Below are 12,854 nucleotides of genomic sequence, written 5' to 3'. Positions count from 1 at the left end.
GGTGGCGGATGCTTGCAGGGTGAGCGATGGAGAGGTGGCGGCGGCTCTGGGTGGGAGTTTTCTCGGGGAGCTGCCGGGGGAGCTGATCGAGCGGTTGCTGGCGACCGGTGATCGGATTGATTACCCGGCAGGTAGCACGTTGTACCGGGAGCGGTCTGCTCCCCGGGCGATCCTGGTCGTGCGTGGGCTGTTGCGCGTCTACATGTCATCGCCGGAGGGGCGTCAGGTGACAGTGCGGTACGCCCGCGATCGCGACGTACTCGGGATTGCTGTCCTGGTCGCGGGGCCGGCCGATGTCGGCGTACAGACGCTGGCCGACTGCACCTTGTTCCGGATGGACGCCGGCCTGCTGACCACCGCCGCACGCACCGACAGCCGGGTCGGGTGGGCGGTGGCGCAGGAGCTCAGCCGCCGGCTGTACGAGAACCTCCAGCAGACCGCGGTCAACACTTTCGGCACCGTGCGGCAGCGGGTCGCCGCCCATCTGCTGGACCTCGCGTCCGCTCAGCAGGCTCCGCGCGGCGAGCTCGTTGCCCAGGTGTCGCAGCAGGAGCTTGCGGATGCTGTCGGCTCGGTCCGTGAAGTGGTGGCGCGAGTACTGCGCGACTTCCGGCTGGCCCGGCTGGTCGCCACCTCGGCGGACCGTGTCCACATCCTCGACGCCACCGGGCTCCACGATCAGACCTGGAACCCCGACGACCAGTGACCCCGGTTACTCCGGCGCACGACAAAAGTCACAGACATGCCGCGCTCGCGGACGAAGACTGATGCCCTCGGCCCCGAAATCGTCGGGTGACCGATCGGCAACTCAGGAGTCCAGATGTCCACGGAAGCAACAAGATTGCCGGCGCGTACCGGCACCGGCGACCCCGTCCGGGCCGTATCGGTGATCAGCACCGGCAGCGTCGAGATCCACCCCGAACACGCCCACGGATCGAAGAAGCCGCTGTACTGGTGGCTGCTCACCTCCCGCCGCTGGCTGCCGCCCCGGCCGATCAACGTGTACGTCATCGAGCACACGAACGGACTGGTGTTGTTCGACACCGGCCAGGATCGCGCCTCGGTGACCGACCCGACGTACTTCCCGGGCGGATTCAACGGCGTCGTCTACGACCGGCTGGCCAAGTTCCACATCGCCGAGCACGAGACCCTCGACGCGCAGCTGGGCACGCTCGGATACTCGACCGCAGACGTCGACAAGGCGGTGATCTCGCATCTGCACCAGGACCACATCGGCGGGATCCCCCAACTCGGCGGCAGCGAGCTCCTGATCACCCCGGCGGAATGGGCCCAACTGTCCGGGTTCTCCCCCGAGGCCCGCGGTTTCCTCCGGGCGCATATCGACGTACCAGGCGCGCGATGGAAGCACCTCGACTTCGGCACCGACGTGGACCTGACGGCCTTTCCTCGAGCCTTCGACGTCATGGGCGACGGATCGATGCTGGTGCTCCCCACGCCCGGTCACACGCCGGGGTCGATCTCGATGCTGGTACGCCGCCGCGACCTGCCACCGCTTCTGATGGTCGGCGACCTCACCTACGAGGCGGGGCTACTCGAACGCCGCCAGCTCCCCGGGGTCGGCGACCGGGGCGAGCTCGCCCAGACCACCGACAAGGTCCTGGCCCTGGCCGAGCAGCTCCCCGGCCTCGTCGTCCTCCCCGCCCACGACCCGACCGCGGCCCAACGCCTGGTCGACAGCTCCCGGCGGGCCGAATGAAATTCACCAACACGATCACCATCGAACGCGCGCCGACGACGGTCTTCGCCTACCTCGCAAACCTCGAGAACCTCCCGCAGTGGAACTACGCCCTGGCCGAAACCCAGCAGGTCACACCGGGTCCACCCGGCGTCGGCACCCGGTACCGGCAGATCCGCACGATCCCCGTTCGCACCGAGGAATCCCTCGAAATCATCGAGCTCACCCCGAACCGCAAGCTCACCGTCCAGGGCACCCTCAACTCCCTCCCTGCCATCCTCACCTACACCCTCGACGCAACCGACGGCACCACTACACTCACCAACACGGTCGACCTCCGGGCCCCGCGACCGTTGAACCTCCTGGCCCCCATCGCGCTGGGCCGCATCAAGTCCGCGGTCGCCGCAAACCTGGCCGTCCTGAAGCAACTCCTCGAACAGTCCTGACCGGGGTAGGGCTAAGTACAGGGTGGTGAGGTAGAGAACCGCAGTGGAATGCAGTTCGTCGAGACTGTGCGGTCGGTTGCTCACGGCGGTACAGCGAACAACTGACGATCTCCGCCAGCGCCGTCACCAAACACATCGCGAGCGTCTTCGCCAAGCTCGACCTGCCCGCGTCCGACGACGACAACCGCCGCGTGCCGGCCGTCCTCGGGTACCTGAACCGCTGACGTATCCTCGCATCCATGCTGAGTGACGGAGTGCGGACAATCACCGCAGGTGGGGTCGATCACTGGGTCCGGGTCGCGGGCGCCGGGAACGCCGGAGTGCCGCTGGTACTGCTGCACGGGGGTCCGGGGGAAAGCTCGTACTCGATCGAGAAGTCTGTCGGAGACGAGATCGCCAACCTCGCGCCAGTGGTCTTCTACGACCAGCGCGGGTGCGGCCGGTCGGAGCGGGCCCCTGGGACCTACACGATGTCCCGCTTGGTCGCCGATCTCGACGACTTGCGTGCTGCGTTGGGCGTCGAGCGGATCGTGCCGTGGGGCGTCTCCTACGGTTGCCTGCTGGCCGCCGAGTACGCCGTTGCTCACAGCAACCATGTTGACGGGCTGATCCTGCACGCTCCCCCGATCACCGATCCGCTCCATCCCGGTGTGTGGGCGATGCGACCGGCCGCGGTCGACCCGATCCTCACCCCGGCCGAGCGGACCGCCTTCCGCGCTCAGCTGGAGCCCCTCACGGATCCCATCGAGCGCACCCTCGCCGCCATCGGCGCGATCGCGCAAAGCTCCAACGCCATAGGCTTCTTCTACTACGACCCGGCCAACATCCCGGCCGACGACCCCGAAGCCCCGGAGTCCAACCTGGAGATGGCGCTCGCGCTCGTCGGCACCGAACGCCCCGATCTCGTCGACGATCTGGCCGGCGTCGACGTACCCACCCTCATCCTCGCCGCCCTCTGGGACCGCCACGTCGGCTTCGACCTGCCCCGCGACCTCGCCGCCCGGCTGCCGCAGGCCACGCTCGAGATCTTCGACCGGTCGGCCCACTCCATCAACGACGAGGAGCCGGTGAAGTACGTCGAGTCGATCCGCAAGTTCCTGGGGCGCTGAGATATGCGCTCACTCGAGGAAACCGCCGAGTACCCGGGCCGCGGTCTCGCCATCGGCCGCGACGCGGACGGCGTACCGTTCTTCACCTACTGGCTGACCGGCCGCTCACCCGCATCCCAGTCGCGCGAACTCGTCGTCCACGATCGCGAACTGATCGTCCGCGACACCTCCGGCGGCCCGGCCGACGACCTCCGCCACTACACCGCCGCCACCCGCGGAGACGATTGGGTCATCGTCGGCAACGGCACCCAGGTCAGCGACCTGACCGCCCTACGGCCCCAACAACCCGACCTGCAGCTGGCCCTGCGGCAGATCACCTACGAGCCCGACCCGCCCATCCGCACCCCCCGCATCACCGCCACCGCCACAATCACCGGACCCGAACTCACCGAGGCCGTGATCGGATCAGCCCGCCCGTACGACGGCGCCCCCGACCTGACCGAGCACCCGTCCCTGTACGCAGCCCGAATCGCCCCAGGCACGGCGCTAACGACGACCACCTACTCGGGCACCACAACCACAATCACCCCCAACGGCCTGCCTCGAACCGTCGCCATCCCCGGCCCGTGGACGTCGATCACCGAGACGCTCTGGACGGCGCTCGCCCCATCCCTCCGCGTCGCGATCATCACCGTCCCCCTGGACCAGCCGACGTTCTCAGCCGCAAAACCGCACATCCAGCACCGCTAACAGCCGGAGCACCGGCCAGCGTTCGTCACCGCGTGGCGGATGTCCTGCGCGACGAAGGAGCCGCGCGTAGCTGTGCGTAGGGTTGACTACTCGTACATCTTGTCGAGTACGTCGGCGTACTCGACCTCGACGTGCTTGCGTTTGAGTTTCAGGCTCGGGGTCATCTCGCCGGACTCAACCGTGAGGTCGCGGTCGAGGATGGTGAACTTCTTGATGGTTTCCCAGCGGTTGAGGGTGGCGTTGAGTTCGTCGACGTACCCCTGGACCATCACCCGCGCGGCATCGGAGGTGACGACCTCCGCGTACGGCTTCCCGGCGAGACCGTTCGCGGACGCCCAGCCAACGACGGCGTCGGGGTCGAGCGTGACGAGCGCGGAGACGAAGTTGCGCTTGTTGCCGTGGACGATGAACTGGCTCGCGTACGGGCAGATGGTCTTGAAGCGGCCCTCGATCACCTGCGGCGCGACGTACTTCCCGCCCGAGGTCTTGAACAGGTCCTTCTTCCGATCGGTGATGAACAGGTACTCGTCCTCGAAGTGCCCGATGTCGCCGGTGTGGAACCAGCCGTCGGCGTCCAGGACCTCGGCCGTCTGCGCGGGCTGGTTGTGGTACCCACTCATCACCCCGTCGCCCTTGATCAGGATCTCGCCGTCCTCGGCGATCCTGAACTGCGTCCCGGGGAACGCCGGCCCGACACTGCCCAGGCGGTACTGCGTCGGCCGGTTCAACGTCGATCCCGCCGACGTCTCCGACAGCCCGTACCCCTCCAGGATCAGCAATCCGGCCGAGTGGAACCACTCCGCCAGCGTCTTGTCCAGCGCCGCCGACCCGGATACGAAGAACCGGATCCGCCCGCCGAACCGCGCCCGGATCTTCGACAGCACCAACCGATCCGCCGCCGCGAACTGCGCCGCCAGCACCCCGCCCGGCTCGCGCCCGGCCTGCCGCAACGCGGACACGCGAGCACCCACCCCGAACGCCCAGTCGAACATCTTGGCCCGCGCACCGCCCTCGGACTGGATCATGGTCACGATCCGCGCGTGCGCCTTCTCGAAGATCCGCGGCGCCGCCGCCATGAACGTCGGCTGGACGACGGCCGCGTTGTCGACGATCTTGTCGATCCGCCCGTCGACCGCCGTCGCGAACCCGATCTGGCACTGGACGGCGACCAGCACCTGACCGAACACGTGCGACAACGGCAACCAGAGGAACTGCAGGTCGTCCGGCGAAAGCACCCGCATGCCCTCGACCGCGGCGCCTTCGTAGGTCCACACCGAGTGCGGCAACCGCACGCCCTTCGGGCGACCCATCGTACCCGATGTGTAGATCAACGTGCACAGATCGGCCGGCTTGATCCCAGCGATCCGCTCGTCCACGGCCGACGGGTGCTGGGCCAGGTACTCGTCGCCCAGCGCGTCGAGCTCGCCGAGTCCGATCACCCAGTCGCCGTCGCTCTCCAGCGGCGTACCGTCGATCAGCACGACCTTGCGCAGCGACGGCGTCTCGGACCGATGCTCGCGGAGCTTGTCGACCTGCCCCGCGTCCTCGGCGAACACCAGCTGTACGTCGGCGTCGGCCACGATGAACGCCACGTCGGACGAGATCGTCGTCGGGTAGATCGTGGTCGTCGCGGCGGCCGCGAGTACGGCGGCCAGGTAGCACTCGATCCACTCGATCCGGGTGCTGGACGCGATCCCGACCCGCTGCTCGGGGTCGACGCCGAGCGCGATCAACCCGGCCGCGCGCCGGCGGGTCAGCTCCTCGGTCTCCCGCCAGGTCACCGACGTCCACTGCTCCCCGCGGGGGAAACGGAACGCCTCCCGCGCCGGGGTCGCCTCGACCCGCTCCAGGAACATCTGGGCCATCGTGTCCTTGCGGTTGCTCAGAAGTGCAAGCTGGCCGGCATCGGCGACAGGCCTCATGACTGGCCTCCAATCAGGGGGTCAAGTAACCGGAGGGTAATAGCTGGCGCGTGGTCCTGACCATGGCACTCGCTTGCCCACCTGCACCTTCTCCATTACGTTTCCGCAACATGCGCATACGGTCGGTGGCCTTCGTCTCACTATCCGTCCTGCTCGTTGCCCTCGGGGCTCCGGCGCGAGCAGCGGCCCCGCCGGCCGAGTTCGGCTCGGACTATGACAATCCTCGCACTCCGGCGCCGGCGGTCAGCGTTCCGCACACCAGACACTGCGAAGTGCAGATCGTCCGCAACCAGTTCAAGAACTTCGACCCGTACCGGTGGACGTACACGCCCCCGGCCGGCTGCCAGGGCCCGTGGTCCAAGATCGTGCTGCGGATGCACGGCGAGGTGAAGGGCGTCCAGTACGACCGCCTCGGCCACATCACCATCGGCGGGGTCGGCGTCTTCCGCACGTCCACCCCGGAACCGAGCACGGACGGCATCGCCTGGGACGTCGAGAAGGACGTCACGTCCTACAGTCCGCTGCTGCGCACGCCGCAGCCTGTGGTGATGGAGCTCGGCAACGTCGTCGACGACACCTACACCGGCGTACTCGACATCACAGTCACGCTCGACTTCTACACGACCGACCGCCACACCCCGGCAGCCCGGACGGCGAACGAAGTGCTACCGCTGCAGAACCAGACCCGCCAGGACTCCGACCTGATCGGTACGGCGACTTTGCCGCGCAACACGACCCGCTTGCTCGGGGAGATCTACGTCACCGGGTCCGGCGGCGGCTGCGAGGAGTTCTGGGATACGTCCGCGCCGGCCGAGACCGGGTACTCCTGTCCGGACGGATCGCCGTACCGCGAGGTCGACGTGTCGATCGACGGGAAGCTCGCCGGGATCGCGCTGCCGTACCCGTACATCTACACCGGCGGCTGGTCGAACCCGTACTCCTGGCGACCGTCCCCGGCACCGCGGGCCTTCGACATCAGGCCCTTGACCTACGACCTCACGCCGTTCGCCGGCCTGCTCACCGACGGCAAGCCGCACGAGTTCCGCGTCCACGTCGACGGCGTACCGGCTGGTCAGTCCGGGTGGTTCACGGTCCCGAACCTGCAGGTCTGGACCGACGCGCACCGCAGTCAGACCCGGGGCGCGCTCACGTCGTACGCCGTCAGCCCGCTGGCCAAGACCGACAATGTGACCGGCGCGCCGAACGAGGCCGGATCCGTGTCGACGAAGGCCTCCCGCAGTCTCCGGATCGGTGGGTACGTCGACACGTCGGCGGGCCGCATCCGGACCACCGTCCAGCGCACGCTGAGCAACGTCTCGGACCACGTCTGGGAAGCAGGCGAATCCCGCGACAGCCTCGACGCCAACTGGCGGGACACCTCGACGACCAGCAGCAACGGTCACGTCGAGCGGACCGACCTCGACTACGGCAAGAACGGCGTGCTCACCTTCTTGCCCAACGCAACGATCCCCGGCGGGTACGACGTGGTCACGGACCTGAAGATCCACGACACGATCCGTACTCCGGGGCGCGTGACGACCGAGACGTACGACGGCCGCGCTTCCTGGATCTACGGCGTACCGCGCGACCAACGCCACGCGACCGGCACCCAGACCGTCCGTTTCCGGGCCTTCGGCGACGGCTGCTTCGACCACACCCTGACTGCGGTCAACGGCGTGTACACCAAGGACTTCTACCGCTGCTGATGCTTCCGGGCGACCACGCGGTGGATGGTCCGGCCGGAGCTCGCGCTGGTGACCTCCTCGTCGAGGAGCAGGTCACACGAGTCGAGTGCGTCCTTCACCGCGGTGATGTCGACGGCTGCGTACAAACGGCCGGAGTCGTCACGCTGGTCGGCTGCTGAGACTCGCCAAGTCAGATAGAGAACGCCACCCGGCTTGAGGATGTCGACAAGACGTCGTACGGCGGGACCGACCGCGCTCGGCTCGAGGTGCATGATCACGGTCTCGCACAGCACGTTGGTGAAGCTGTCCGGCGCGACGCCGTCGAGGTCGGGCAGAGCGGCGTTGTGGAACGGCACGTCCGGATGACGCCGCTCGGCCTCGGCACGGAGGCCGTCGGACGGCTCGAGTCCGACCGCCTGGAACCCGTTCGCCGTCAACCAGGCGGTGTCGCGACCGCTGCCGCAGCCGACGTCCGCGGTCGGGCCGAGCGTGAAATAGGTGCGGACGAGCTGCTGGAGGTCGGTGCCGGCGGGCTGCGTCTCCCAGTCGTCCGCGTACTCGACGGCACCGGTGTCATAGGCGTGCAGTGTCTGCGTGTCCACCCGCATATCGTGCGTCCCGACTTCTCTCGATGTCAACCTTCTTGACGTCGAGAGATCATCGCTGGGCGAGCAGCTCCGCGATCTGGACCGCGTTCAGCGCGGCACCCTTGCGGAGGTTGTCGTTGGAGACGAATAGCACGAGACCGCGGTTGCCCGGCACGGACTGGTCCTGACGGATCCGACCGACGTACGACGGGTCCTGGCCGGCTGCGAGCAGCGGAGTCGGAAGGTCCGTGACGGCCACCCCGGGTGCGGCGCCGAGGATCTCGGTCGCGCGCTCCGGCGTGATCGGCTCGGCGAACTCGGCGTTGATGCTGAGCGAGTGGCCGGTGAAGACGGGCACCCGGACGCAGGTGCCGGCGACCGGAAGCCCCGGGATATGCAGGATCTTGCGGCTCTCGTTGCGGAGCTTCTGCTCCTCGTCGGTCTCACCGGTGCCATCGGCAACGATCGAACCGGCCAGCGGGAGCACGTTGAAGGCGATCGGCCCGGCGTACACCTTGGGCTCGGGGAGCGTGATGCCGTCGGTGCCGCGGGCAAGCTTGCCGCCCGTCTCGGCGAGGGCGCGGGCCTGGTCCTCCAGCTCGCTCACACCGACACCACCGGAGCCGGAGACGGCCTGGTAGGTGGAGACGATGAGCCTGGTCAGGGTCGCCTCCCGGTGCAGCGGGGCGAGGACCGGCATCGCGGCCATCGTGGTGCAGTTCGGGTTGGCGACGATGCCCTTGGGCAGGTGGTCGAGGTCGCCCGGGTTCACCTCGGCGACGACGAGCGGTACGTCGGGATCCATCCGCCAGGCGGACGAGTTGTCCACGACCACGGCACCGGCGGCTGCCACCTTCGGCGCGAGCTCCTTCGACGCCGTCTTCCCGTTGGAGAACAACGCCAGCTCGAGCCCGGAGAAGTCGGCGATGGCGGAGTCCTCCACCACGATCTCCCGGTCCCCGAACGGCAACGTCTTCCCCGCCGACCGCGCCGAGGCGAAGTACCGCACCTCGTCCACCGGGAAGTTGCGCTCGACCAGCAACTCCCGCATCACGCCGCCGACCTGCCCCGTAGCACCAAACACACCAACTCGCATGCTTCGCAGACTACTTGGCCGCCTCCAGCCGGCGCGGATGATTTCAGATAGCGGATCTGCAGCCCATCACAATGTCGGCGTGGCGCCCAGGCGCACGCTTGGGCCGAGCCTGGTGACGCAATTGTGATGGGCTGCAGATCCGGTTACGGATCAGACATCCGCGGCCAGGGTGCCGCCGTTGGCTACGTCGGTCTTCTCGATCTCGGTGAAGACGATCCGGACAGACTCGCGTTTGGCGCCGAGGATGGCGATGGCGGAGTCGGTGACGGCGGCGACGAACTCGCGGCGCTGGTCGAGGGTACGGCCGGAGAGGAGTTCGACGGTGATGTTCGGCATGGCGGGTTTCTCCTGAGGGTTGGGTTGGGCCAGTGTTTCAGGACAGGACGGCGGCGGGGCGGGCGGTGACCTCGTCGGGGTCGGTGTTCAGCGAGTCGACCAGTTCGTCGACATCCGCGCTGTTCTCCGGGAAGAGCAGCCCGAGGCCGACGTACACGACCAGGGAAGTTGCCAACGGCAACGCGACGACCAGGGTCTGATCGGTGGAATCGAAGCCGTACTTCACGACCGCCCAGACGATCAGCCCGACTGCCCAGGACACCAGCGCGGCCCGCGACCCGCTGCGCCGGAACCACGGCAGCAACCCGAGCATCAGCGGGATCGCGATCGGTCCCATCGTCGCGGCGACCAGGTCGACGACGATCTTGAGTACGACGCCTTCACCGTTGGTGGCGATCGCGATCAGCATGCTGACCGTGACGAACGTGAACGTGACGATCCGCGCCATCTTCAGCGTCGCCGCATCGGTCAGCCGGCGCACGCGAGGTACCAGCACCGGCGCCAGGTCACGGGTGATCACCGACGAGATCGCGTTCGCGTCGGACGCCACCATCGCCATCGTGTGCGAGAAGAATCCGGCCAGCACCAGCCCGATCAGTCCGCTCGGCAAGAGCAGTTGCGACAGTTCGACGTACGACTGCTCCGGCTTCCCGGGGTGCACGAGCAGCGGCGCCGCGCACATCGGGACGAACAGGATCAGCGGCCAGACCAGCCACAACGCCGACGAGAGCAGCGCGGACTTCTTCGCCGCGGATCCGGACGGTGCGGCCATGTAGCGCTGCGCCAGGTTCCACATGCCGCCGTTGTACTCGAAGGTTTTGATGAACAGGAACGCGATCAGGAAGACCGGCGTGTACGGCCCGTTCAGCGCGTGCCCGTGCCCGGCCGGCAGCTGGTCCCACATCTTCCACAACGTCGGTACGCCGTCCAGGTGGGCGAGCACGCCGATGAACATCGCGATGCCGGCGCCGAACTGGATCACGAACTGCCCGAAATCGGTCAGCACGTCGGCCCAGAGTCCGCCGAGTGTGGCGTACAGCATCGTCACCACACCGGTCAGCAGGATGCCCCACCGCATCGGCACTCCGGTGAAACCGTTCAGCAGTACGGCGATCGCGACCCACTTCGAGGCGATGTCGACGACCTTGAGCGCGGCACCGGAGTACGCGAGGGCCTGTTGTGTCGGCAGGTTGTACCGGCGGGCCAGGTACTCCAGCGGCGACACGACCCCGTGTTTCGCGCGTAGCCGATTCCAGCGGGCAGCGAACAGGAACGCGCCGATGCCCACGCCGATACCGATCGTCATGGCCCACCACACGTAGACCGTGATGCCGTAGCTGTAGGCAACGGCCGCGAAGGCGACGAACATGACGGCGCTGTAGCCGGACATGTGATGCGAGATGCCGGACAACCACCAGGGAATCCGGCCCCCGGTCGTGAAGTAGTCCACGACGGTCTTGATCTTGGTGCGCGACCAGACTCCGATCAGCACCATCAACACGAAGTACGCGACCAGGACTGTCCAGTCCACTGCGGTCATGGGGATCCTCCCAGGGGCGATGGGCGAGTACCTGGAAGGTTCCATTCACCAGAACTGAGTGTCAAGACACGGAACCGGAACATTTCCAGAGCCTGTTCCACTGGCCAGAGCGATTGACACAGCGTTCCGTCACATAGAACCTAGTTCTGTGACTCTGCAGATCAGGCATGCCACCCATCCCGAGCAGCTGCCCGGCTTCGACACCGCCGCGCTGCGCCGCCACTACCTGGTGGACGACCTCTTCGTCCCGGACGCGATCACCGCGGTGCTCACCCACCACGACCGGATCGTGCTCGCCGGCGCCCGGCCCGCGAACGGTCCGCTGACGCTGGACACCTACCCGGAGCTGCGCAGCGAGTACTTCCTCGAACGCCGCGAGGCCGGCATCGTCAACGTCGGCGAACCCGGGACGGTGACCGCGGACGGCACGAAGTACGAGCTGGCCACCGGCGCCTGCCTGTACGTCGGACGCGGCGTCCGGGAGGTCGTCTTCGAGGGACCCGATGCAGCGTTCTACGTCTTCTCCGCGCCCGCGCACACGGACTTCCCGACCGCGCAGGTCAACCCCGGCGAGGGCAACCGGCTCGAGCTCGGCGACCAGCAGACCGCCAATCGCCGCACGATCGACCAGTACATCCACGCGGACGGGGTGCAGAGCTGCCAGGTCGTGCTCGGCGTGACCACGCTGCACGCGGGCAGCACCTGGAACACCATGCCGGCCCACACCCACGACCGTCGTACCGAGTGCTACTTGTACTTCGGTCTCCCGGAGACGGAGCGGATCGTCCACCTCCTCGGCGAACCCGACGAGACCCGGCACCTGCTGGTCGCCGACCGGCAGGCGATCATCTCGCCGAGCTGGTCGATCCATTCCGGCTGCGGCACGTCGTCGTACAGCTTCGTCTGGGCGATGGCCGGCGAGAACCAGGCGTTCGGCGACATGGACGGTGTCGACGTACAGGACCTGCGGTGACGTTCAGCCTCGCAGGGCGTACGGCGCTCGTCACCGGCGCGCGCCGTGGCATCGGCGCCGCCATCGCCGCTGGGTACGCCGCGGCCGGCGCCGAGCTGATCCTGATGGCCCGGGACGCCGCTCTGGAGGACACCCTCGAGGCGATCAAGCAGAACGGCGGCGGCGAGGCGACCGTGGTGATCGCGGACTTCGCGGATCCCGCCGCGGTGGAGGCAGCCGCCGTCGAGCTGGCTCGGGACCGGCACATCGACATCCTGGTCAACAACGCCGGCACGATCCGGCGGGCGCCGGCGGCCGAGACCACGACCGCGGACTGGCAGCACGTGATCGACGTGAACCTCAACTCGACCTGGGCGGTCACCCGGCCGATCGGGGCCGCGATGGCGGAACGCCGTACCGGGAAGATCGTCACGATCGCGTCGCTGCTGAGCTTCCAGGGCGGGATCACGGTCCCGGCCTACACTGCCAGCAAGCATGCGGTCGCGGGACTGACGCGCGCGCTGGCCAACGAGTGGGGGCCGGCCGGGGTTCAGGTGAACGCGATCGCGCCCGGATACATCAGCACCGACAACACCACGGAGCTGCGCGCGGACCCGGCCCGTGAGGCCGCGATCCGGCAGCGCATCCCGGCAGGCCGATGGGGGCGGCCGGAGGACGTCGTCGGCGCCGCGGTCTTCCTGGCCTCGTCTGCGGCGGACTACATCAACGGCCATGTCCTCGCGGTCGACGGTGGCTGGCTCTCCAGATAATTCGGCCAGATAATTCGGCCAGAGA

The 12,854-nt window shown here is 67.9% G+C and carries 13 protein-coding genes; 8 read left to right on the top strand and 5 right to left on the bottom strand.

The window, feature by feature from the left end; all coding sequences use genetic code 11:
* The first annotated feature begins 19 nt into the window (after positions 1–19).
* The 5 genes from OHA18_RS27740 to OHA18_RS27720 all read left to right on the top strand — a co-directional run bounded on the left by OHA18_RS27740 (position 20) and on the right by OHA18_RS27720 (position 3,941).
* Positions 20–706, top strand: coding sequence for a Crp/Fnr family transcriptional regulator (locus OHA18_RS27740; RefSeq protein ID WP_328998240.1), 687 nt, complete (start codon positions 20–22; stop codon positions 704–706).
* Positions 707–820: 114 nt separating this feature from the next.
* Positions 821–1,717 carry an MBL fold metallo-hydrolase gene (locus OHA18_RS27735; protein WP_328998239.1) on the top strand — a complete coding sequence of 299 codons (897 nt, stop codon included), beginning with the start codon at positions 821–823 and terminating at the stop codon, positions 1,715–1,717.
* Positions 1,714–2,142, top strand: a complete 429-nt coding sequence (locus OHA18_RS27730; protein ID WP_328998238.1) for an SRPBCC family protein — start codon at positions 1,714–1,716, stop codon at positions 2,140–2,142. Before OHA18_RS27735 ends, OHA18_RS27730 begins: the two co-directional genes overlap by 4 nt.
* 239 nt (positions 2,143–2,381) lie before the next feature.
* Entirely contained in the window at positions 2,382–3,251 is an 870-nt protein-coding gene (locus OHA18_RS27725; RefSeq protein WP_328998237.1) for an alpha/beta hydrolase, read from the top strand.
* Positions 3,252–3,254: 3 nt separating this feature from the next.
* Positions 3,255–3,941, top strand: a complete 687-nt coding sequence (locus OHA18_RS27720) for an IMP cyclohydrolase (protein WP_328998236.1) — start codon at positions 3,255–3,257, stop codon at positions 3,939–3,941.
* An 86-nt stretch (positions 3,942–4,027) separates the two neighbouring features.
* On the opposite strand, the gene OHA18_RS27715 is transcribed toward OHA18_RS27720, so the two are convergent.
* Positions 4,028–5,863 carry an AMP-dependent synthetase/ligase gene (locus OHA18_RS27715; protein ID WP_328998235.1) on the bottom strand — a complete coding sequence of 612 codons (1,836 nt, stop codon included), beginning with the start codon at positions 5,861–5,863 and terminating at the stop codon, positions 4,028–4,030.
* A gap of 110 nt (positions 5,864–5,973) precedes the next feature.
* On the opposite strand from OHA18_RS27715, the gene OHA18_RS27710 reads away from it, so the two are divergent.
* Positions 5,974–7,569 (top strand): peptide-N4-asparagine amidase, encoded by a 1,596-nt coding sequence (locus OHA18_RS27710; RefSeq protein WP_328998234.1) that lies wholly within the window; start codon positions 5,974–5,976, stop codon positions 7,567–7,569.
* Here OHA18_RS27710 and OHA18_RS27705 read toward each other — a convergent pair.
* From OHA18_RS27705 to OHA18_RS27690, 4 genes are all read right to left on the bottom strand, one after another.
* Entirely contained in the window at positions 7,557–8,150 is a 594-nt protein-coding gene (locus tag OHA18_RS27705) for a class I SAM-dependent methyltransferase (RefSeq protein WP_328998233.1), read from the bottom strand. The genes OHA18_RS27710 and OHA18_RS27705 overlap by 13 nt on opposite strands.
* Positions 8,151–8,205: 55 nt before the next feature.
* Positions 8,206–9,231, bottom strand: a complete 1,026-nt coding sequence (locus OHA18_RS27700) for an aspartate-semialdehyde dehydrogenase (RefSeq protein ID WP_328998232.1) — start codon at positions 9,229–9,231, stop codon at positions 8,206–8,208.
* Between the two features lie 150 nt (positions 9,232–9,381).
* Entirely contained in the window at positions 9,382–9,567 is a 186-nt protein-coding gene (locus tag OHA18_RS27695) for a tautomerase family protein (RefSeq protein ID WP_137253774.1), read from the bottom strand.
* A 37-nt stretch (positions 9,568–9,604) separates the two neighbouring features.
* The gene (locus OHA18_RS27690) at positions 9,605–11,107 is read right to left on the bottom strand and encodes a sodium:solute symporter family protein (protein WP_328998231.1); all 1,503 of its coding nucleotides are present in this window, start codon (positions 11,105–11,107) and stop codon (positions 9,605–9,607) included.
* A 148-nt stretch (positions 11,108–11,255) separates the two neighbouring features.
* Here OHA18_RS27690 and kduI point away from each other — a divergent pair, with 148 nt between their 5' ends.
* Positions 11,256–12,080: a 5-dehydro-4-deoxy-D-glucuronate isomerase gene (kduI, locus tag OHA18_RS27685; RefSeq protein ID WP_328998230.1), complete on the top strand. Its 825-nt coding sequence runs from the start codon at positions 11,256–11,258 to the stop codon at positions 12,078–12,080.
* A complete protein-coding gene (locus tag OHA18_RS27680) occupies positions 12,077–12,829 on the top strand; it encodes an SDR family oxidoreductase (protein ID WP_328998229.1) in 753 nt (250 codons plus the stop codon). Before kduI ends, OHA18_RS27680 begins: the two co-directional genes overlap by 4 nt.
* The last annotated feature ends 25 nt before the right edge of the window (positions 12,830–12,854 follow it).

This window comes from Kribbella sp. NBC_00709, assembly GCF_036226565.1.
In the GTDB taxonomy this organism is placed as follows: domain Bacteria; phylum Actinomycetota; class Actinomycetes; order Propionibacteriales; family Kribbellaceae; genus Kribbella.
This window is presented reverse-complemented; position numbering and strand designations above follow the sequence as displayed.